General features: G+C 62.5%; 16 protein-coding genes. 3 read left to right on the top strand and 13 right to left on the bottom strand.

The window, feature by feature from the left end; all coding sequences use genetic code 11:
* Positions 1 to 14 precede the first annotated feature (14 nt).
* Positions 15 to 350: a NifU family protein gene (locus EI293_RS17250; protein WP_125439793.1), complete on the top strand. Its 336-nt coding sequence runs from the start codon at positions 15 to 17 to the stop codon at positions 348 to 350.
* Between the two features lie 218 nt (positions 351 to 568).
* Here the strand turns inward: EI293_RS17250 and EI293_RS17255 are convergent, their stop codons facing one another.
* The gene (locus EI293_RS17255; protein ID WP_125439794.1) at positions 569 to 922 is read right to left on the bottom strand and encodes a nuclear transport factor 2 family protein; all 354 of its coding nucleotides are present in this window, start codon (positions 920 to 922) and stop codon (positions 569 to 571) included.
* Positions 923 to 1,180: 258 nt separating this feature from the next.
* Here EI293_RS17255 and fahA point away from each other — a divergent pair, with 258 nt between their 5' ends.
* Complete coding sequence (gene fahA / locus EI293_RS17260) at positions 1,181 to 2,464, top strand: fumarylacetoacetase (protein ID WP_125439795.1); 1,284 nt, start codon at positions 1,181 to 1,183, stop codon at positions 2,462 to 2,464.
* A 257-nt stretch (positions 2,465 to 2,721) separates the two neighbouring features.
* On the opposite strand, the gene cobC is transcribed toward fahA, so the two are convergent.
* The 11 genes from cobC to EI293_RS17315 all read right to left on the bottom strand — a co-directional run bounded on the left by cobC (position 2,722) and on the right by EI293_RS17315 (position 16,955).
* On the bottom strand, positions 2,722 to 3,288 hold the full coding sequence (gene cobC, locus EI293_RS17265; RefSeq protein ID WP_125439796.1) for an alpha-ribazole phosphatase family protein: 567 nt from the start codon (positions 3,286 to 3,288) through the stop codon (positions 2,722 to 2,724).
* Complete coding sequence (locus tag EI293_RS17270) at positions 3,273 to 4,067, bottom strand: adenosylcobinamide-GDP ribazoletransferase (RefSeq protein WP_125439797.1); 795 nt, start codon at positions 4,065 to 4,067, stop codon at positions 3,273 to 3,275. Before EI293_RS17270 ends, cobC begins: the two co-directional genes overlap by 16 nt.
* A complete protein-coding gene (gene cobT, locus EI293_RS17275; RefSeq protein ID WP_125439798.1) occupies positions 4,067 to 5,113 on the bottom strand; it encodes a nicotinate-nucleotide--dimethylbenzimidazole phosphoribosyltransferase in 1,047 nt (348 codons plus the stop codon). The genes EI293_RS17270 and cobT overlap by 1 nt, the downstream gene beginning before the upstream one ends.
* Positions 5,114 to 5,256: 143 nt before the next feature.
* The gene (gene acs / locus EI293_RS17280; RefSeq protein ID WP_125439799.1) at positions 5,257 to 7,182 is read right to left on the bottom strand and encodes an acetate--CoA ligase; all 1,926 of its coding nucleotides are present in this window, start codon (positions 7,180 to 7,182) and stop codon (positions 5,257 to 5,259) included.
* A gap of 149 nt (positions 7,183 to 7,331) precedes the next feature.
* Complete coding sequence (locus EI293_RS17285) at positions 7,332 to 9,455, bottom strand: AMP-binding protein (RefSeq protein ID WP_125439800.1); 2,124 nt, start codon at positions 9,453 to 9,455, stop codon at positions 7,332 to 7,334.
* A gap of 49 nt (positions 9,456 to 9,504) precedes the next feature.
* Positions 9,505 to 9,885, bottom strand: a complete 381-nt coding sequence (locus EI293_RS17290) for a response regulator transcription factor (protein ID WP_125439801.1) — start codon at positions 9,883 to 9,885, stop codon at positions 9,505 to 9,507.
* A gap of 117 nt (positions 9,886 to 10,002) precedes the next feature.
* Positions 10,003 to 12,750 carry a sensor histidine kinase gene (locus tag EI293_RS17295; RefSeq protein ID WP_125439802.1) on the bottom strand — a complete coding sequence of 916 codons (2,748 nt, stop codon included), beginning with the start codon at positions 12,748 to 12,750 and terminating at the stop codon, positions 10,003 to 10,005.
* 127 nt (positions 12,751 to 12,877) lie between these two features.
* A complete protein-coding gene (locus tag EI293_RS17300) occupies positions 12,878 to 13,096 on the bottom strand; it encodes a hypothetical protein (protein ID WP_125439803.1) in 219 nt (72 codons plus the stop codon).
* A gap of 137 nt (positions 13,097 to 13,233) precedes the next feature.
* The gene (locus EI293_RS17305) at positions 13,234 to 14,736 is read right to left on the bottom strand and encodes an MFS transporter (RefSeq protein ID WP_125439804.1); all 1,503 of its coding nucleotides are present in this window, start codon (positions 14,734 to 14,736) and stop codon (positions 13,234 to 13,236) included.
* 118 nt (positions 14,737 to 14,854) lie between these two features.
* A complete protein-coding gene (locus EI293_RS17310; RefSeq protein ID WP_125439805.1) occupies positions 14,855 to 16,390 on the bottom strand; it encodes a hypothetical protein in 1,536 nt (511 codons plus the stop codon).
* Positions 16,391 to 16,532: 142 nt separating this feature from the next.
* Positions 16,533 to 16,955 carry an IS1/IS1595 family N-terminal zinc-binding domain-containing protein gene (locus tag EI293_RS17315; protein WP_125439806.1) on the bottom strand — a complete coding sequence of 141 codons (423 nt, stop codon included), beginning with the start codon at positions 16,953 to 16,955 and terminating at the stop codon, positions 16,533 to 16,535.
* 95 nt (positions 16,956 to 17,050) lie between these two features.
* Between EI293_RS17315 and EI293_RS17320 the strand changes: the two genes are divergently transcribed.
* Positions 17,051 to 17,680, top strand: coding sequence for a hypothetical protein (locus EI293_RS17320; RefSeq protein WP_125439807.1), 630 nt, complete (start codon positions 17,051 to 17,053; stop codon positions 17,678 to 17,680).
* Here the strand turns inward: EI293_RS17320 and EI293_RS17325 are convergent.
* Positions 17,667 to 18,434, bottom strand: a complete 768-nt coding sequence (locus EI293_RS17325; protein WP_125439808.1) for a DUF2490 domain-containing protein — start codon at positions 18,432 to 18,434, stop codon at positions 17,667 to 17,669. The genes EI293_RS17320 and EI293_RS17325 overlap by 14 nt on opposite strands.
* Between the last annotated feature and the right edge of the window lie 53 nt (positions 18,435 to 18,487).

Raw genomic sequence — 18,487 nt, forward strand, 5'->3', positions numbered from 1 at the left:
GTGAAATTCCCGTTATGACCGTATCGCCCGCCGTGGAAACCCATCCGCTCCTGCACCGCATCGAACAGGCGCTGGACAGCATCCGGCCCTACCTGGCCGCCGACGGAGGCAACGTGCGCGTGCTGGAAATCACCGACGACATGGTGCTGCGCCTGGAGCTGCTCGGTGCCTGCGGTACCTGCCCCATGTCGCCGATGACGCTGAAAGCCGGCGTGGAGGAATCGGTGAAGAAGGCTGTGCCCGAAATCCGCGCCGTGGAGGCCATTAACCTCACGCCCATGTCGGCCCAGCCCGCCGGCCAGAGTGGCCACCCTCAGTCGCCCACTCCGGTACCCACTCCGCAGTTTTAAGGTTAGTTCTTTTTCATCAGCAGCGCCCCGCTCCTGCCGGTTTTCCGGCTGGGGCGGGGCGCTGTGGTTTACAAAGCAGGAGAAAAATCGCACAGCACATGTCGCTGGTGCTCCGTTCATTTATCCTATCATAGCAACTATTCCTGTTAAGTGGAGCGGTTTATTAAACAGTCCAAACGATGTGCTTTTTCTTGATGACTAGGCGCTAGTTCCGTTGGCTAATCCTGTTCAATATCCATTCGTTGCAGCAAACCATCCTGTAGAGTATAAATATGCTTTACCGTTCCATCAAACAGCAGATTTTCTTGCAAGTCCTGTACGGTTTGGTGCACGATAATTTCTACTGTTCCGTCCTGCCTTTCAGTAAATCCAACAGGCTCAACTTTGGGGTTTATTTCCGCCCATTGTCTTGTCCAGTATTGTCTGATGTCATCATGTCCCTGCACATATCCTCCTTCAAATGCTCTGGGCCATTGAACCTCAGAATGCATTGTTGCAAGCGCCGCATCAATATCTCTGGCGTTGAAGGCAGCATAGGCCTTTTCAATCAGTTCTTGGTGTTGCTGTTTCATTACGTGTGATTTTCGTTTTACGGTTTTGTCCACCGTAAGAGGTCTAGTTTGTTATTGAGCCTTAAAGAAGCAGTAAAAGCGTGGTAAAGGACACAGACTTCGGTTCCCGAAATGGCAGTGAAAGCCCGAGCTAAGCACATCGGCTCAAGGTAGCAGCTTTACTTTTCCTTATAGACAGGTTACCGTTACAATCATTATCTGGCAGCATTTGCCTCACCGATTCTACCTTTGCCGCTCCTACCACCAACTACCGACCGAATGGCTAACCCCAACGACCCCGCCCTGCACTCCTGGATTGATATTGCCCCCGGCAGCGACTTTCCCATTCAGAACCTGCCGTTTGGCGTGTTCGAGACGGAGGACCGGGGCCCACGGCTGGGCGTGGCCATTGGCGAGTACGTGCTGGATCTGTACGCCGTGGCCCAGTTCGGCTTTTTCGAGGACCTGGAGCTGGGCGCGAAGATGCCCAAGGTGTTCCGCCGCCGCTCGCTCAACCAGTTCATTGCCCTGGGCCGGCCGGCGTGGCGGGCCGTGCGCCAGCGCGTCTCGGAGCTGCTGCGCCACGACAGCACCGCGCTGCGCTCGGATGAGGTGATGCGGGAGTGCCTGCTGCGCCAGACGGAGGTGCGGATGCTGCGCCCCGTGAAGCCCCACAACTACACCGATTTCTACAGCAGCATCGAGCACGCCACCAACGTGGGCATTATGTTCCGCGACCCGGCCAACGCTTTGCTGCCCAACTGGCGCCACATTCCCATCGGTTACCACGGCCGGGCCAGCAGCATCGTAGTGAGCGGCACCGATATCCGCCGCCCCAACGGCCAGCGCAAGGCCCCCGATGCCGCCGCGCCCACCTTCGGGCCGTCGCAGCAGCTGGATTTCGAGCTGGAAGTAGGCTTCATCGTGGGCCAGGGCACGCAGCTCGGCGACACGGTGCCGATTCAGCACGCCGAGGACCACATCTTCGGCTTGGTGCTGTTCAACGACTGGAGCGCCCGCGACATTCAGAGCTGGGAGTACGTACCGCTGGGGCCGTTTCTGGGCAAGAGCTTCGGCAGCAGCATGTCGGCGTGGGTGGTGACGCTGGATGCGCTGGAGCCGTTCCGGGTGGCCGGGCCGGTGCAGGAGCCCGAGCCGCTGCTGTATCTGCGCCAGCTGGACAAGCATAACTTCGATGTGAACCTGGAAGTGGATCTGCAGCCCGAAAATGGCCCGGCCACCACCATTTCGCGCTCCAATTTCGGGCTCATGTACTGGAGCATGGCCCAGCAGCTCACCCACCAGGCCTCCAACGGCTGCAACCTGCAGGTCGGCGACCTGTACGCCTCGGGCACTATCTCGGGCACCACGCCCGATTCGCTGGGCTCGATGCTGGAGCTGGCCTGGCGCGGCACCCGCCCCCTGCCCCTGGCCGACGGCTCGGAGCGCAAATTCCTGCTCGACGGCGACACCGTGACCATGCGCGGCTACTGCGAAAAGGATGGTTTGCGGATTGGTTTTGGTGAGGTAACGGGCAAGGTGTTGCCGGCTCCGATGGTGTAGTTCACTCACGTTGCAGCGACGACCGGTCCGGCGGCTTTTTCCAGCCGTCGGGCCGGTCGTCGTCAACTGACGTCGTGGCGACGCTGTTCGGCAGCCTCGTTCGCCCCAGGACCGGCCCGACGGCCGGGAAAAGCCGCCGGACCGGGGACCTTCCGTAACTTGAGTTCAACATACTACCGGTTCAACAGAGGACGCCGCCGCCGCAGAATATTCTGCGGCGGCGGCGTCCTCTTCGGCGTCCTGGGCGGGGAAAACTGTTACGCGTTTGTGTAGGCTACGCTGAAGTGGCCGTGCCGGTAGCACACTTTCGAGATGGAGCCGTAGTCTACATCCAGGCGGAAGGCGTGCGCCAGCGGCAGGCCCAGACAGTGGCAGAGCAGGCTGCGGATAACGGCCGAATGGCTGAACAGCAACAGCGGCTCCGGGCCTTCCAATAGTTCCTCAAGAAAGGCCACGGCGCGGGTTTGCAGGTCCTGAAATGTTTCGCCGCCGGGGGCGGGCACCTGCACGAAATCGGCCATCCAGGGGTCGAGCTCCGGGGCCGGCAGCGCGTCCCAGGGTTGCAGCTCCCAGCGGCCGAAATCATATTCCATCAGCCGGTCATCGAACCGGATGGGGCCGGGGGCCAGGGCTTCGGCCAGCACGCGGCAGCGGGTGAGCGGACTGGCCCAGGCCCGGTGCGGGGCGGCCAGCACCGGGGCCAGCCGGGCGCGCACGGCCTCCTCGTCCTCGGGGTAGGTGGCGGCCACGGGCACATCGGAGCGGCCGTAGCAGATGCCGGCTTCGGTGGCCACGCGGGTATGGCGAATCAGGTAGATATCCATAAACGGGAGCAGAAAAACAGGTAAATCACTACCTCGGCCACCTGCTGGGTCGCGCCCAGACAGTCGCCGGTGTAGCCGCCAATCCAGCGCTGGAAGAAGCGGGCCAGGTAAGCCTTCACGAGCCAGAGCGGCAGCAGCACCAGCAGCGGCCAGCCACTGCCGAGCCAGGCGACGTAAGCCAGCAGCGGCAGGAGGCCAAAAACCAGCCCTACCAGCAGCTCCGGAAGGCTGATTTGCTTAGCCAGCGGCTTGGCTTTGCTGTCCTCGTTGGCCCGCACGTAGTGGTGCGTATACACGAACGTCAGGGCCGTGGCCCGGCTCAGGGCGTGCGCTACCACCAGCAGCCCCGGCCCGGCCCAGACCGAAACCCCAGGACCAGTTACCAGACTTTTCAGGGCGAAAAACTTCAGGGCCAGCATCAGCCCCAACCCAGTCGCGCCGTAGGTGCCCAGGCGGCTGTCCTTCATAATATCGAGGATGCGTTGCTGGGTCCAGCCGCCCCCGAATCCGTCGCACATGTCGGCAAAGCCGTCTTCGTGGAAAGCGCCCGTCATCCAGATACTGGCCACCATACTCAACACCAGGGAAATATCCGTCGGGAAGATAACGCGCAGTGCCCCGAAACTCAGGGCCGCCACCCCGCCCACCAGCCAGCCAATCAGCGGGAAGTACACCGTGGATTTGTTGAGCAGCTCCTCCGAATGGCCGATCCACCGGGGGCAGGGCACGCGGGTATAGAACATGAGGGCCGTGAAAAACAGCTCCAGCTGCCGGCGCATCACGAGGCGGCGGGAGTTGCGGCCTGGCTCACGCCGGCGCTTTCAAACGAGGCCATTTCGTTGAGGAAGCCCACCGCCGAAACCAGCAGCGGGTAGGCCAGCGCGCAGCCCGTGCCCTCGCCCAGGCGCAGGCCCAGCTGCAACAGCGGCTTGGCCTGCAAATGCGCCAGCAGCCGCGCGTGCCCGGCCTCGTCGGACTGGTGGCAGAACACGCAGTAGGCCAGCACCTCGGGGTGCAGCTGGGCGGCGGCCAGCAGCGCGGCCGTGGCAATGAAGCCGTCCACCAGCACCACCATGCCCAACTCGGCGGCCTGGAGCATGGCCCCGGCCATCTGCACCAGCTCGAAGCCTCCCACGGCGGCCAGCACCGCCAGCGGCGCGGTGAGGTGGGCGTGGGTGGCGGCGGCCGTAGTCAGCACGGCAGCTTTGTGGCGCAGCTGCGCATCATCAAGGCCGGTGCCCCGGCCCAGGCACTCGGCCAGCGGCAGGCCCGTAAAGCGGTGCATCAGCAGGGTAGCCGCCGACGTGTTACCGATACCCATTTCGCCGCAGCCCAGCACGTTGCAGCCGGTGGCGGCCACCCGGCGCACCACGGCGGCCCCGGCTTCGAGGGCCCGGGCGCACTCCGGCCCCGTCATGGCCGGCTCGTGGAGGAAGCTGCGGGTACCGGGCGCAATCTTCTGGTCGATGACGGCAGGATATTCCGCGAAGCTGCCGGCCACCCCGGCGTCTATAATATTGAGGGTGATGCCGTTTTGACGGCAGAATACGTTGATGGCGGCCCCTTCCTGCACAAAGTTGAGCACCATCTGGTAGGTAACTTCGGGCGGATACTTGCTCACGCCTTCGCGGGCAATGCCGTGGTCGGCGGCAAATACCAGCAGGTGCGGCCGGCGCAGTTCCGGCGTCAGGGTCTGCTGAATCAGGCCGATTTGCCAGGCTAGGCTTTCCAGTTGCCCCAGCGACCCGAGCGGCTTAGTTTTGTGGTCGATTTTATGCTGGATTTCGGGAGCCAGCGTCAGATTGAGCGGACGAATAGAGAACATGCGGGCGAAGGTACTAGCTGCCGGGTGAGTCGGTGGTATAGGTCGGTTTAGGTTTCTGCTCAGGAATGCCGCACCGGTGCTACTAACGCAAAAACGCCGGTTCGATATCGAACCGGCGCTTTCTGTGCTCGCAACTAACTAACTTACTTGCGGCCCTCGATAATCTCGTCGACCACGGCCGGGTCGAGCAGCGTGGTGGTGTCGCCGAGGCTGCTGATTTCGCCTTCGGCCACCTTGCGCAGGATACGGCGCATGATTTTGCCGGAGCGGGTCTTGGGCAGGCCGCTCACCAGCTGAATCTTGTCGGGCTTGGCGATTTTGCCGATCTGGGCCACGATGGTTTCGATGATGCTGGCCTCCACGTGCGCCTTATCGGATTCTTTGGAATAGGCGCCCTCCCGGCAGATGACGTAGGCGTAGATGCCCTGGCCTTTCACATCGTGCGGGAAAGCCACCACCGCCGACTCGATGACGTTGTGGTTCTGGTTGATGGCGTTTTCGATTTCGGCCGTGCCGAACCGGTGGCCGCTCACGTTTATCACGTCATCCACGCGGCCGATGATGCGGTAGAGGCCGTTGGCGTCGCGGCGGGCACCGTCGCCGGTGAAGTAGTAGCCTTTGTAGGGCGCGAAGTAGGTTTGCACGGCCCGGTCATGGTCGCCGTAGGTGGTGCGGATGATGCCGGGCCAACTCTGCTTGATGGCCAAGTAGCCCTCCTGGTCGTTTCCCTCGATTTCGGTGCCGTCTTGGTTGAGCAACACGGGCAGAATGCCCGGCAGCGGCAAACCCGCGTGGGTGGGCTTGCTGGGCGTGATGCCGGCCAGCGCCGAAATCATGATGCCGCCGGTTTCGGTCTGCCACCACGTATCCACGATGGGACAGCGCTCCTTGCCCACGTGCTGGTAGTACCAATACCAGGCCTCCTCGTTGATGGGCTCCCCCACCGAACCCAGCACCCGCAACGAGTCGAGGGAGTAACTAAGCACGTTGTCTAGGGGCGCGGCCATGAGGCTGCGGATGGCCGTAGGCGCGGTGTAGAACACACTGACCGAATGCTTGTCGATGACCTCCCAGAAGCGGCCGGCGTCGGGGTACGTGGGGATGCCCTCGAACATGAGCGAGGTGCTGCCGGCCAGCAGCGGGCCGTAGAGCAGGTAGGTGTGCCCGGTCACCCAGCCTATATCGGCTGTGCACCAGTAGATGTCGTTTTCTTCCACCTGAAACACGTTGCGGAACGTGTAATCGGCCCACACCATGTAACCGGCGGTGCTGTGTACCACGCCTTTGGGCTTACCAGTACTGCCCGAAGTGTAGAGGATGAACAGCGGATCTTCGGCGTCCATTTCCTCGGCGGGGCAGGTTTTGGCCACACCCTCGGCTTCCTCGTGGTACCACACGTCGCGGCCTTCCTCCATGTTCACGGGCCAGCCCAGGTGCTCCACCACAATCACGCGGCGCACGCCGGGGCAGGTTTCCAGGGCCTCATCCACCACGCGCTTCACCGGAATCTGCTTGGCGCCGCGGTTGAGGCCGTCGGCGGTGAGCACCACGGTGGCCTGAGCGTCGTTCACCCGGTCGGCAATGGCGGTGGCCGAGAAGCCGGCAAAAATGACCGAATGCACCGCCCCGATGCGGGCGCAGGCCAGCACCGCAATGGCCAGCTGCGGAATCATGGGCATGTAGATGCACACCCGGTCGCCCTTCTCCACACCGTTGTTGTGCAGCACGTTGGCAAACTTGCAGACCTCCTGGTGCAGCTCGCGGTAGGTGAGGCGCAGGTGGCGGGTCTTGGTGTCGTTGGGCTCGTAGATGATGGCCAGCTTGTTGCCGCGCGTGGCCAGGTGGCGGTCGAGGCAGTTTTCGGTGATGTTGAGGCGGGCACCCTTAAACCACTCGTTATGGCCGGTTTCCATGTCGGACGTCAGCACCTTGTCCCACTTGCGGCGCCAGGTAAACGGCGCGGCGACGGAGGCCCAGAATTCTTCGGGGTGATGAATGCTCAGGTGGTAAGCCTCGTGGTAACCTTCGATGCTACGGATGCGGGCGTGCTTGGCGGGCGTTTCGGGCATGTTTGGGGAAAGGTGAAATGGTGAAGTTGCGAAATGATGAAGTTGAGAAGTCTTGCTGCGGGCCTGTTTCGGGCCGAGTACCCGGGTTTACGCGTGCATAATAGCCGTTTTCATACGAACCGGGCCACCCTAACCAGCCGGCACATGGCTCAGGAGGGCAAACGACTGGCAAACGCCTGCCCGATGCCGCGGGCCGCCAGCACCGCCCGGATTTCGTCGAGAATAGCGGGGTCGTCGATGGTGGAGGGCACGGGAAAGTCTTCACCGTCGGCCACTTGTCGCAGGGTTTTGCGCAGGATTTTGCCGGAGCGGGTTTTGGGCAGCCGCGCCACCACGGCCGCCTGCCGGAAGCAGGCCACCGCCCCCACCCGCTCCCGGATCAGGCCTACCAGCTCCTGCTGCAGCTGTTGCTCGGGTATTGCGTGGCCGTCTTTGAGCACTACCAGGCCCACGGGCACCTGCCCGCGCAGCTCGCAGGCAATGCCCAGCACGGCGCACTCAGCCACGGCGGGGTGGGCGGCCAGCAGCTCCTCCAGCTCGCCGGTGCTGAGACGGTGGCCGGCCACGTTTATCACGTCATCTACCCGGCCCATGATGTAGAGGTAGCCCTCGGCATCCTGGTAGCCCCCGTCGCCGCTGAGGTAGTAGCCGGGGAAGGTTTCGAGGTAGGCGCTGCGAAAACGGGCATCGTCCTGCCACAGCGTGGGCAGGCAGCCGGGCGGCAGCGGCAGGCGCACGGCCACCAGCCCGGTAGTGCCGGCCGGCACCGGCTGGCCAGCTTCGTCCAGAATCTGCACGTCGTAGCCCGGCACGGGGTGGCCGGCCGAGCCGGCGCGGGGCGCGGGCATATCGGGCAGGCCTACCAGCGTAGCCAGCATCGGCCAGCCCGATTCCGTTTGCCACCAATGGTCTACCACGGGCACGCCCAGCGTGGTGCCGGCCCAGGCGTAGGTGGCGGGGTCGCACCGCTCCCCGGCTACAAACAAATGGCGCAGACTGCTGAGGTCGTACTGCCCGGCGAGCTGACCGGTGGGGTCTTCCTTCTTGATGGCCCGGATGGCGGTGGGTGCCGTGAACAGCACCCGCACCCGGTGGTCCCGGATGACGCGCCAGAACGTGCCGGCATCGGGGGTGCGTACAGGTTTGCCCTCGAACAGCACCGTGGTGCAGCCGTGCAGCAGCGGCCCGTACACGATGTAGCTGTGGCCCACAGCCCAGCCAATATCGGAAGCGGCCCAGAAGGTTTCGCCGGGCTGCACCCCGTAAATGGCACTCATGCTGTATTGGAGGGCCACGGCGTGGCCGCCGTTGTCGCGCACCACGCCTTTGGGCTTGCCGGTGGTGCCGCTGGTGTAGAGGATGTAAAGCGGATCGGTGGCATCCAGCGGTACGGCCTCGACGGGCACGGCTTGCAACAGGGACTGGAAATCCACGTCGCGCGGCAGCTTCCGGTTATCCTGCGAAACGAACTGGTTATCCTGCGAAGCCAACTGGTTGCCCTCCGAAGCCAACTGGTTGCCCTCCGAAGCCAACTGGTTGCCCTCCGAAGCCAACTGGTTATCCTGCGAAACGAACTGGTTATCCTGCGGAACGAACTGATTGTCCTGCGAAGCCAACTGGTTGCCTTTGGAGGTGGGGGCGTTCATTTCCGCCCGGCAGAAGTCGCGCTGAAGCACCACTACGTGGGCGGGTTGGTGGCGGGCCAGTGCAATGGCGGCATCCACGAGGGGCTTGTAGGGAATCACCTTGTCGAACTCCAGGCCGGCGGAGGCGCATACCAACACGCGGGGCCGGGCATCATCAATGCGCACGGCCAACTCGTGGGGCGCAAAGCCGCCGAATACCACCGAGTGCACCGCCCCCAGCCGGGCGCAGGCCAGCATGGCTACCACGGCTTCGGGTAGGTTGGGCATGTAGAGTATCACCCGGTCGCCGCGCTGCACGCCCAGCCGGCGCAGGCCGCCGGCAAAGCGGCTGGTGAGGTCCAGCAGCTCCCGATACGTGTAGCGGCGCACCTGTCCGGTCACCGGCGAGTCGTACACAAGCGCCACCTGGTCGGCGCGGCCATTTTGCACATGGTAATCGAGGCAGAGCCAGCTGGTATTGAGCTTTCCGCCCCGGAACCAGCGGTAAAAACCGGTGTCGGCATCCTGGCTAAGTACAGGCCGGGGCGGGTCCTGAAACCAGTTCAACTGGCCGGCCTGCCCGGCCCAGAAGGCTTCGGGGTCGTGCAGACTGGCCGCGTGCTGGGCGGCGTACGTGGGCGTTTTCATGCGGGTGGAAATGTGTGGGTGGGACGGGAAGGAAGCAGGAGTAGCACAATCAGGCGGTGGGTGCTAGTAGCTCTTTCACCTTTTCCATGAGTTGACGGGTGCTGAAGGGCTTGGGCAGGTAGAGGTCGGCCCCGGCGTCGTAGCCTTTCTGTACGTCGATTTCCTTGCTTTTGGCCGAGAGCATGATAACGCGGGTGCCGGCCCGGTCGGGGCGCTGGCGCAGGTGGCGGCACACCTGGTAGCCATCCACGTCGGGCATCATGATATCGAGCAGCACCACGCCGAAAGCCGTGGCATCAATGGCGGCCAGGGCCTCGGTGCCGTTGCGGGCAATGCTGACCTGGTAGCCATTTTTGCGCATCAGGAATTCCAGGGACATGACAATATTGGGCTCGTCATCGACAATCAGTATGTGCGGGACGGTAGGCATTGTGGAGCGTTGTTTTCGGGAGAAGTAGGCTATTTAGGTGCTGGCGTCGGTTCCCGCAGAGGAACGCGGAGGGTTTCGCAGAGGGGCGCAGAGGTTGTTCAGGCTAATTCTCAATTTTCAATTGCCAAAAGGCAGTTCAAATGAAAACCGGGCGCCCTGGCCGGGCTGGCTTTCCACCCAGATGCGGCCGGCGTGCAACTCCACGATTTTGCGGGTGATGGCCAGGCCCAGGCCCGAGCCTTCGGGCTTGCGCATGGTCTGGTGGCGGGCCTGAAAAAACTTATCGAAGATCAGCTGGTGAAACTCTGGGTCGATGCCTTTGCCGTTGTCCTGCACGGCCACGCGCACGGCCCCGGCCAGCACCTGCACGCCCACCGCAATGCGCCCCGAGCCATCGGCCCGGCACGATTTCACGGCGTTCGAGAGCAGATTTACCAGCACCTGCATGAGCCGGTCCCGGTCGCCGGGCAGGTGGGGCAGACCGGGCGGCACGGCCAGATCCAGGTGAATCTGCTTGTCGCGCAGCAGTTGGCCCACGGCTTCCAGGGCATCGGTTACCACGTCGGCCACGTCCACCGGGGCCACCTCCAGCGTGGCCTTGCCCGATTCGTACTTCTCCAGGTCCAGCACCAGCGTAATGAGCCGGCTCAGCCGCTCCGATTCCTTGGTGATGGTGAGCAGAAAGCGTTGCCGCTCCTCTTCCTCGATATCGGGGTTGTCGGTCAGGATTTCGGCCAGGGCCCGGATACTGGTGAGCGGGGTGCGCAGCTCGTGCGTGACGGTGTACAGGAATTCGTCCTTGTGCTGATCGAGCTCCTGGAGCTGGTCGTAGGCCTGCTGTAGCTGCTGGGTGAGGCGCTGGAGCTGCCGCTGCTGCTTTTGCAGCTGGCGGTTGGCCTCCAGCAGCTGCTGGCTTTCGCGCAGGATGCCCACCACGTTGTCGAAGCTGATGTCCTCCACCCCTACCGACGAGCGCAGCAGCAGCCGGGCCGAGGCCGGGCCGATGGAGCCGGCCAGCAGCTTCTCGGCGTAGGCCAACAGGCGCGGGTCGGCCTGGGGCGGAGCCACCGAGTCGGTGGCGTGGGCCTCGGGGAAGCGCGTCTGAAAGGACTTCAGGGCCTGTGTGGTGCGCTTTTTCCCGAGGAAGCCGGTGAGCAAAGCCCGCACATCGGGCAGGGCGGCGGCGCTGTGCCAGCCGGTGGGGCCTTCGAAGCCGGTACCGTGCCGGAACACCTCCACGAACACCTCGGCCTGCCGCTGCTCCAGCACCGAAGGCTGCCGCCCCAGCGACACGGCCACGTACAGCCCAAGGTTGAAAAACCAGCTCCAGAACAAGCCGTGCGACAAGTAATCGAGCCCTTCCAGCCCAAACAAGGCAAACGGCCGCAGCCAGCTCCACCCAAACAACCCGTTGGTCAGCAGGGCATCCGGCAACAGATCGGGGCCGACCATCGTGGGCAGTACCAGCGTAAAAAACCACACCACGAAGCCCGCCAGAATCCCGGCCGTGGCGCCCTGCCGGGTGCCGCCCTTCCAGTACAGCCCGCCCAGCACTACCGGCGCAAACTGCGCCACCGCCGCAAACGACACCAGCCCGATATTGACAAGCGGCAGCAGATGCCCCACCGCTACGTAGTACCCGAAGGCCAGCAGCAGCACCAGCACCACGGCCATGCGGCGGCTGTTGAGGGCCACCTGGCCCAGGGTGGCAAACCAGCTGGGGCCAGCCGCCCGGGCCGTGGGAATGCGCACCAGCAGCGGCATGAGCAGGTGGTTGCTCATCATCACGCTCAGGGCAATGGTTTCCACGATAATCATGCTACTGGCCGCCGATAACCCGCCCAGGTAAATGAGCAGCGCCAGCCAGGGGTGGCCCGCCTGCAATGGCAGCGCCAGCACAAACGTATCGGCATCGAAGCGGCCGGTGGGGTCGAGCAGGCGGCCCCCGAAGGCCAACGGCAGCACGAACAGATTGATGACGATGAGGTAGAGCGGAAACAGCCACATGGCCTTGCGCAGGTGGTCCTCGTTCACGTTTTCGACCACCGATACCTGAAACTGCCGGGGCAGCAGCAGAATGGCGGCCATGCTCAACAGCAGCAGCGTAAACCACTGCCCCGGCGTGGTGCCGGCCCCATCCAGCGTGAACAAGCGGCGCAGGTCGGGCAAGGCGGCGGCCCGCTCAAACACGTCGGCAAAGCCGTTGAACAGGCCGTACGTCACGAACAGGCCGGCCGCCAGAAACGCCACCAGCTTCACCAGGCTTTCCAGGGCCACGGCCAGCACCATGCCCTCGTGCCGCTCGGTGGCCTCAATGGAGCGCACCCCGAAGATGATGGTAAAAAATGCCAGCGCCACGGTGGTATAAAACGCTGAGCCGGCCGCCGCCGCATCCTCCACCGGCAGGTTCAGGGAGGTCAGGTCGCGGGTCAGAATGTCGAAGGAAGCCGCAATGGCCTTGATCTGCAGGGAAATGTAGGGCACCACCCCCAGCACGCACACCACCGTCACCAGCGCCCCCAGCCCGGCACTTTTACCGTAGCGGGCCGAAATAAAGTCGGCAATGGAGGTGAGGCGCTGGCTGCGGCAGATGCGGATGATTTTGCGCAGCACCAGCCAGGTTACCGGAGCCATGAGCGTAGGCCCCAGGTAAATTCCGATGAATTCCAGCCCGAAGTGCGCGGCCCGCCCCACCGAGCCGTAGTACGTCCAGGCGGTGCAGTACACGGCCATGCTCAGGGCGTACACGTAGGGGTTGCTCACCAAACTCCGCCGCGCTGCCGACCGACGCTCCGCCGCGTACGCCACCCCAAACAGCAGGACGAGGTACCCGAAGGAAAAGCCGATGACAAGCAGCGTGGGCATTTTTTGAGCAATTAGTAATTAACAATTAGTAATTAACAATTCAGCAAAGAGCAAAAAAGCAGTCAGGGAACAGGTATAATTCCTACCCCTGCTGACTGGTTAATTCCTCATTACTAATTAGTAATTACTAATTCTTTGTCGCCCTCACCAGCCAGCCGGTTATGAGCACCAGCAGCGCCCACACGACTAGCACGTAGAGGTAGAGCACCGGGATGCCAGCCACGCGGCCGTCGTGGTTGAACACGGCCAGGAAGGGAAAATTGAGCAGCACGGCAAACAGCACGGCCACGAACAGCAGCCGCTGGCCACGTCGTTGCTCGGTTTTTTCGGACCCGGGGGCAGCCATACGCATAACAGATGAAGGAGCGGAAAAGGTAGCCAATTGTGCCGCTTGCGCCGCGCGGCCGGCCGGGTCCGCACGCAAAATCCGCCGAACCAACGGCCCGACGGATTTTGCTAAGCGGCTCAGCAGCTTACGTTCCGTCAGTCCATGATGCGCACGTTGCGCACGTCGCGCATGTAAATCACCCCGATGACAAAGCAGATCAGGGCAACGATGACCGGATAAGCCAGCCCGATCAGGCTGCTGTGGTCCTTGGCAAAAGTACCCTCGGGCTGCGTGGCGGCCCACACGCCAATCCAGGTAGCCACCAGCGGCACAAAGCCCCCAAATACGCCGTTACCAATGTGGTAGGGCACCGAGAGGCTGGTGTAGCGCACTTTGGTAGGGAACAGCTCTACCAGGTAGGCCGCAATGGGACCGTACACCATCGTCACGAACAGCACCAGAATGAAGGTCAGCGCAATCATGGCCGGTACGTTGGGCGTGAGGGCCTTCATCACGGCGGGCACGGCTTTGCCGGCGGCATCCACGGTGGCGGGGGTAATTTCGGTGAGCGGACCGGCAAACGCCTTGATACCGTAGAACAGCGGAATGGTGAACAGCGCCCCACAGATCATGCCCGTCATGATGATGCGCTTGCGCCCGATGCGGTCCGAGAGGCTGCCGAAGTACACGAACAGCGGCGTAGCCAGCAGCATGGCCACCACCAGAATGGTGCTGGAATCCACGAGGTCCATTTTCAGGGTGTTATTCATGAAGGAATACGCCTGAAACTGGCTGGTGTAGAAGATTACGCCCTGGCCCATGGTTACGCCGAACAGGGCAATGAGTACCAGCCGGCGGTTCACGGGGTTCACGAAGGAGTCGCGCAAAGGGTTGGTGCTGGTGGTGCCGGTGGCCTTGGCCTTGGCAAACAGCGGCGACTCGTGCAGCTTCCGGCGGATGTAATAGGAGGCAATAACCAGCAGACCCGACAGCAGGAACGGCACGCGCCAGCCCCACTCCTTGAAGGCTTCCTCGCCCATGATCTTGCGGGTAATCACAATCACCGAGATGCTGAGAATGAGGCCGCCGGTAGCGGTAATCTGGATGAAGCTGGTGAAGTAGCCCCGCTTTTTATCGGGGGCGTGCTCGGCCACGTAGGTGGCGGCCCCGCCGTACTCGCCGCCCAAAGCCAGGCCCTGCAGCAGGCGCAGCACCACCACAATGAGGGGCGCGGCAATGCCGATGGTATCGTAGCTGGGCACCAGACCCGTGACGAAGGTGGCCCCGCCCATAATCAGCAGCGTGACCAGGAAGGTGTATTTCCGCCCGATCATGTCGCCGATCCGGCCGAAGAACAGCGCCCCGAACGGCCGCACCACAAACCCGGCCCCAAACACGGCCAGCGCCCCCAGCAACGAATCCTCCAGCTTCCCCGTGGAGCCGAAGAGCACCGGCCCGATAATGGCCGCCAACGACCCGAAGATGTAGAAGTCGTACCACTCAATAACGGTGCCCACCGACGAAGCGGTAATCACCTGCCAGATTTTGCTGGAAGAAACGGCGTTGTTGTCGTGGGCCACGGCCTCATCGGCGACGGGGGCGCCACCCAGGGGCGTGGCGCCGGCGTAGGCGTCGCGCTGCGGTAAGTGCTGGTGCATGATGGGTGAGAAATAAAGTGGGAAGAAGAATGCGGGTTAAAGCCACGTACGGCGCGGAAATCAGCCGCTTTTCAGGGCCGATTCCGGGGGTTGCTATGCGTTTCTGGCGGGTACTTGCTTACAGGGCTACCTGCGTCTGGAGGGTAATTTCCGGCTTGTAGTTCACGTTGTTCACGTCCGTGAAATCGGGGCGGGCGCGGTAGTTGAGCGTGAATTTGGCGTTGTGGCCATCGATGTAGAAGTTGGCCCCGGCATCGAAGATGTTCACGTTCTTTTGCTCGCCGCTGCTGGTGCGCAGGCCCTCGTAGCCGGCCAGCAGGTGGGAAGCATAGGGCTGCACCCGCAGCTTGGGACCGAGCAGGTTTTTAGGCAGCAGGTAGCCGGCCTGCACGTAGCCCACGTTGCCGGTGCCGGAGTGCGGCACCGCGTTGCCGCGCCGAGCATCGGTGCCCCAGCCGGGGTTGGCGGCTCCAATGAAGCGCACGTGGTTGGGGCCCATGCTGTAGTTGTAATACACGGCGTAGGCCGTGAAAGCGGTGCCGGTTTCCTTGTTGATGGGCGTATCGAAGAACGCGTCAACCGAGAACAGGGCAATGTCGTGCTTGTCGACTGGCACCGTATTGAAGGCGCTGGTGCCGGCGGCCGTGGTGGCCGCAATGCCCGCGGCATCCAGCACACTGTTGCTGGAGCGCGACACCATGCCGTCCTTGTTATAGAAGAAGCCGGCCCCGATGTTGAACACGCGCTTAGCCCCCAGGTACGTACCCACGTTGAACGGCAGCAGGTTGGCTTCCTGATCCAGGAATTCGTAGCTGGCGTACCCCTGGTAGATGTGGTTGGTACCCTGCGGATTGTACTGCGCCACGTTGGTGCCCCGGTTTACGGCCGCGCTGCCCGTACCCGTAGTAGCGCCCAACCCCAGCGGCGTGCTGAACGCACCGGTCTGGTTGGTCAGGAACGATTCGTTCACCGACAGCACGTAGTCCAACTTGCCCACGCGGCCCTTGCCGTACACCCCAATACCGCGCACAAACTGGTCGATGGCCTCAATAACGGGCCAGTTGGTAAGCGGCGCGTCCAGCGTGAGGTAGTTAATGGTGCTGGAGCGCGTCATGCGCGAGAGGCCGTTCTGATAGTGCATCCCGGCTCCCAGGTTCAGGTACTTGTTGACCTTGTACTCCACCACAGCTTCATGCACAAACAGCTGGGGCTTTTTGCCGTCCACGGCCGGGGCAGTGCCGCCGCTCACGGCCGTCTGGTTGTTGATGCCGATGTGGGTGTACACCAGAAACCGCGGATTCAGCTGCGACAGCACAATCAGGCGGGAACGGCGCAGCGAGAAGTCAATCTGGTCCGACTGCGGTTTACCGGGCGCGCGCAGGGTACCGGTGTTGTTTTCCGTATAGCGCGTCCAGATCTGGTGCCAGGTGATGAAGCGGATATACTTGGAGCCATCGGGCGAGATATTCACCTTCATGCCCGGCCCGTACGGGGCCGATTCGGTGGGCGCTGGTGCCGCAGCCGCCACTACCGGAACCGGGGCGGCGGGCGGCGGGGCGGGGGTATCGGCCGGGGGCGGGTTAGTAACCTGGGCGGAGGCACCGGCGGCAGCCAATAGCGCGCTTAACGTGAGGGCGTAACGAGCTTTTTGCATGAACTGGGTGGGTTTTGGGCGGAGGATAGGTGGTCGGAGAAAACTGCTCCCGATGGCTAAAGTGGCGGAGCGGTTATCCAAGTAGAAAAATCCCGGCCGCCCGGCCATATCTTGGCTATACTTCCGCTAACCCACTATAGCCTTACGCCTGCTTAAACCGCTCCCACCTGATCATCATGTACTTATCCCCCAGCTCCGTTACAATCAAGCCGGCTTCCTTCAGGTTTTCGGGCTTCTGAAAGAACTCGGCCAGCTCCTTCTGGTTGAGGATTTTGTAGGTTGGGTGGTAATCGGTCTGGCGCGGAGCCTTCACCCCGTACTTTTTCACCCAGTTCATCACCGAGACGTGACTCACGCCCAGCAACCGCTCAATTTCGCGGTAGCTCACCCCTTCCACGTACAGCTGCAAGGCCTTAATTACGTAATAGGAACTGGTTTCCTTGCCTGTTTTGGCCACCGAATAGTGGTAGCCGCAGTTCTTGCACTTGAACCGCTGCCGCCCTCCTACCACGCCACTTTTGGTAGCTTCCATCGATTCGCACTTGGGGCAACGCAGCTGGGACATGTACTGGTGAGTAAGGACTTACGAACAAGCTATAGGTAATTAGTAAATATATACTAATTTAGCAACAAAATAGTTTCCGTTACATCCATGAACTTATGCGAGCTATCAAACACCGGCGCGGTACCTATTACCGGATTTACAAGAAAGTACGCGGCGGCAAGCGGCATCTGCGGCGCCTCCAAGATGAAAGTAACTGGGCAGCGCCATTGGCTGTTGACACCCTGTTGGGCTGGCAGTATTACTATGAGAAACTAGGCCTACACCCGTGGCACTGGCACCACCGGCAGCCACCAAAGCGGGTACGGCAACTGGCGGCCCAGCATCTGCTTACTACCTTTTTTGCGTGGCAACCGGCCCTGACGGCACTATCCGAGCCGGTATATGCCGCCGTGTGGCTGGTGGGGCCGGAGTTTGCGCATAGCTCCGAAGTAACCGTTGGCATCCGGCAGAGTATTGAGCGCCATCAAAATATACTCGGAGAGCCAGACCCTGCGGGCCCGCCCCTGCCGGCGGAGTACCAGGAATTACCCGGTGCCGATAAGCTAACGTGGCAGACGCACCCTCGGGAAGTAGGCTATGACGCGGACGATTTTCCGGCTGGCTGGCCCGCCAGCTTGCTCCATCACCCGCACTATGAGCATACATATTCCGATGGTCGGCTCTTTCTGATAGTGCAAACCGGCTGGGTGTGGGTGGGGCAACTGGCCGGTGCTACTCCCCGCTGAGACCCAGATTGTACAGCACGTTCAGCCGGAAGCCCTGGTTAAGCTCGAACACGGGCCGCCCCGACACCGGCTCCGGTGTGGCGTGCTGGCTGATCTGGTGCAGGTAGTTCAACTCGACTTTGGCATTCTCAGCAAACTGGTAGCCCAGGCCGCCGGAAATCCGGTTCTGGTTGAACACATTGTCGCCCACATTGCGTCCGAAACCGATGAACAGCTCATCGAAGGCATTGAGGTACCACTCGCCGTCGTCCACCGTGGGGCCTTGCAGCGGCCACTGACCCGACAGCTGGTAGCGGATGCGGTTCTGATACTCCCACGCTGCCACCGGCCCCCGGCCTTCTGCGGCGCGGCTGCCCAGCCAGCGCTGCTCCAGGCGCACGCGGTGGTTGAGGGCGAGGCGGCCCAGTTGGTCGTTCAGCGTTACGTCTTCGTAGAGGCGGTTTTCCGGCTCGGGGCGGTTGGCCACGGTGGGGTAGCGGCCGTAGCGGTGGGTCTGGAAGTAGGTGTAGCCGCCCGACACCTGTATCCGCTCCGACACCGTGCGCACCAGCCCCAGCCGTGCCAGCTGCTGCTGCGGTGCCCAGTTGATGCGCCGCCACTGGTACTCGGTATGCACCGCCCACTTGGGGGTTAGTTTATGGTCGCCGGCATACACGAACCAGCCCAGCGTGTTGGGGTCGAGCAGGCGCGGCGACTGGCCAAAGCCGGCGGTGGTCAGCAGGCAGCCGGCTAACAGGAAAGCGTACTTTTTCATCCGCAGCCCCCAAAAATGGCGGGGTCAAACGAAAGCAATACGCCTCCCGGCTG

Source organism: Hymenobacter perfusus (assembly GCF_003944765.1).
GTDB classification, from domain to species: Bacteria; Bacteroidota; Bacteroidia; order Cytophagales; family Hymenobacteraceae; genus Hymenobacter; species Hymenobacter perfusus.

Coding starts and splice junctions, on each gene's coding strand:
- EI293_RS17300 (WP_125439803.1), bottom strand. CDS start 13,096: ATGGCTGCCCCCGGGTCCGAAAAAACCGAGCAACGACGTGGCCAGCGG.
- EI293_RS17290 (WP_125439801.1), bottom strand. CDS start 9,885: ATGCCTACCGTCCCGCACATACTGATTGTCGATGACGAGCCCAATATT.
- EI293_RS17325 (WP_125439808.1), bottom strand. CDS start 18,434: ATGAAAAAGTACGCTTTCCTGTTAGCCGGCTGCCTGCTGACCACCGCC.
- EI293_RS17305 (WP_125439804.1), bottom strand. CDS start 14,736: ATGCACCAGCACTTACCGCAGCGCGACGCCTACGCCGGCGCCACGCCC.
- EI293_RS17250 (WP_125439793.1), top strand. CDS start 15: ATGACCGTATCGCCCGCCGTGGAAACCCATCCGCTCCTGCACCGCATC.
- cobC (WP_125439796.1), bottom strand. CDS start 3,288: ATGGATATCTACCTGATTCGCCATACCCGCGTGGCCACCGAAGCCGGC.
- EI293_RS17320 (WP_125439807.1), top strand. CDS start 17,051: ATGCGAGCTATCAAACACCGGCGCGGTACCTATTACCGGATTTACAAG.
- EI293_RS17315 (WP_125439806.1), bottom strand. CDS start 16,955: ATGTCCCAGCTGCGTTGCCCCAAGTGCGAATCGATGGAAGCTACCAAA.
- acs (WP_125439799.1), bottom strand. CDS start 7,182: ATGCCCGAAACGCCCGCCAAGCACGCCCGCATCCGTAGCATCGAAGGT.
- EI293_RS17255 (WP_125439794.1), bottom strand. CDS start 922: ATGAAACAGCAACACCAAGAACTGATTGAAAAGGCCTATGCTGCCTTC.
- EI293_RS17285 (WP_125439800.1), bottom strand. CDS start 9,455: ATGAAAACGCCCACGTACGCCGCCCAGCACGCGGCCAGTCTGCACGAC.
- cobT (WP_125439798.1), bottom strand. CDS start 5,113: ATGTTCTCTATTCGTCCGCTCAATCTGACGCTGGCTCCCGAAATCCAG.
- EI293_RS17310 (WP_125439805.1), bottom strand. CDS start 16,390: ATGCAAAAAGCTCGTTACGCCCTCACGTTAAGCGCGCTATTGGCTGCC.
- fahA (WP_125439795.1), top strand. CDS start 1,181: ATGGCTAACCCCAACGACCCCGCCCTGCACTCCTGGATTGATATTGCC.
- EI293_RS17270 (WP_125439797.1), bottom strand. CDS start 4,067: ATGCGCCGGCAGCTGGAGCTGTTTTTCACGGCCCTCATGTTCTATACC.
- EI293_RS17295 (WP_125439802.1), bottom strand. CDS start 12,750: ATGCCCACGCTGCTTGTCATCGGCTTTTCCTTCGGGTACCTCGTCCTG.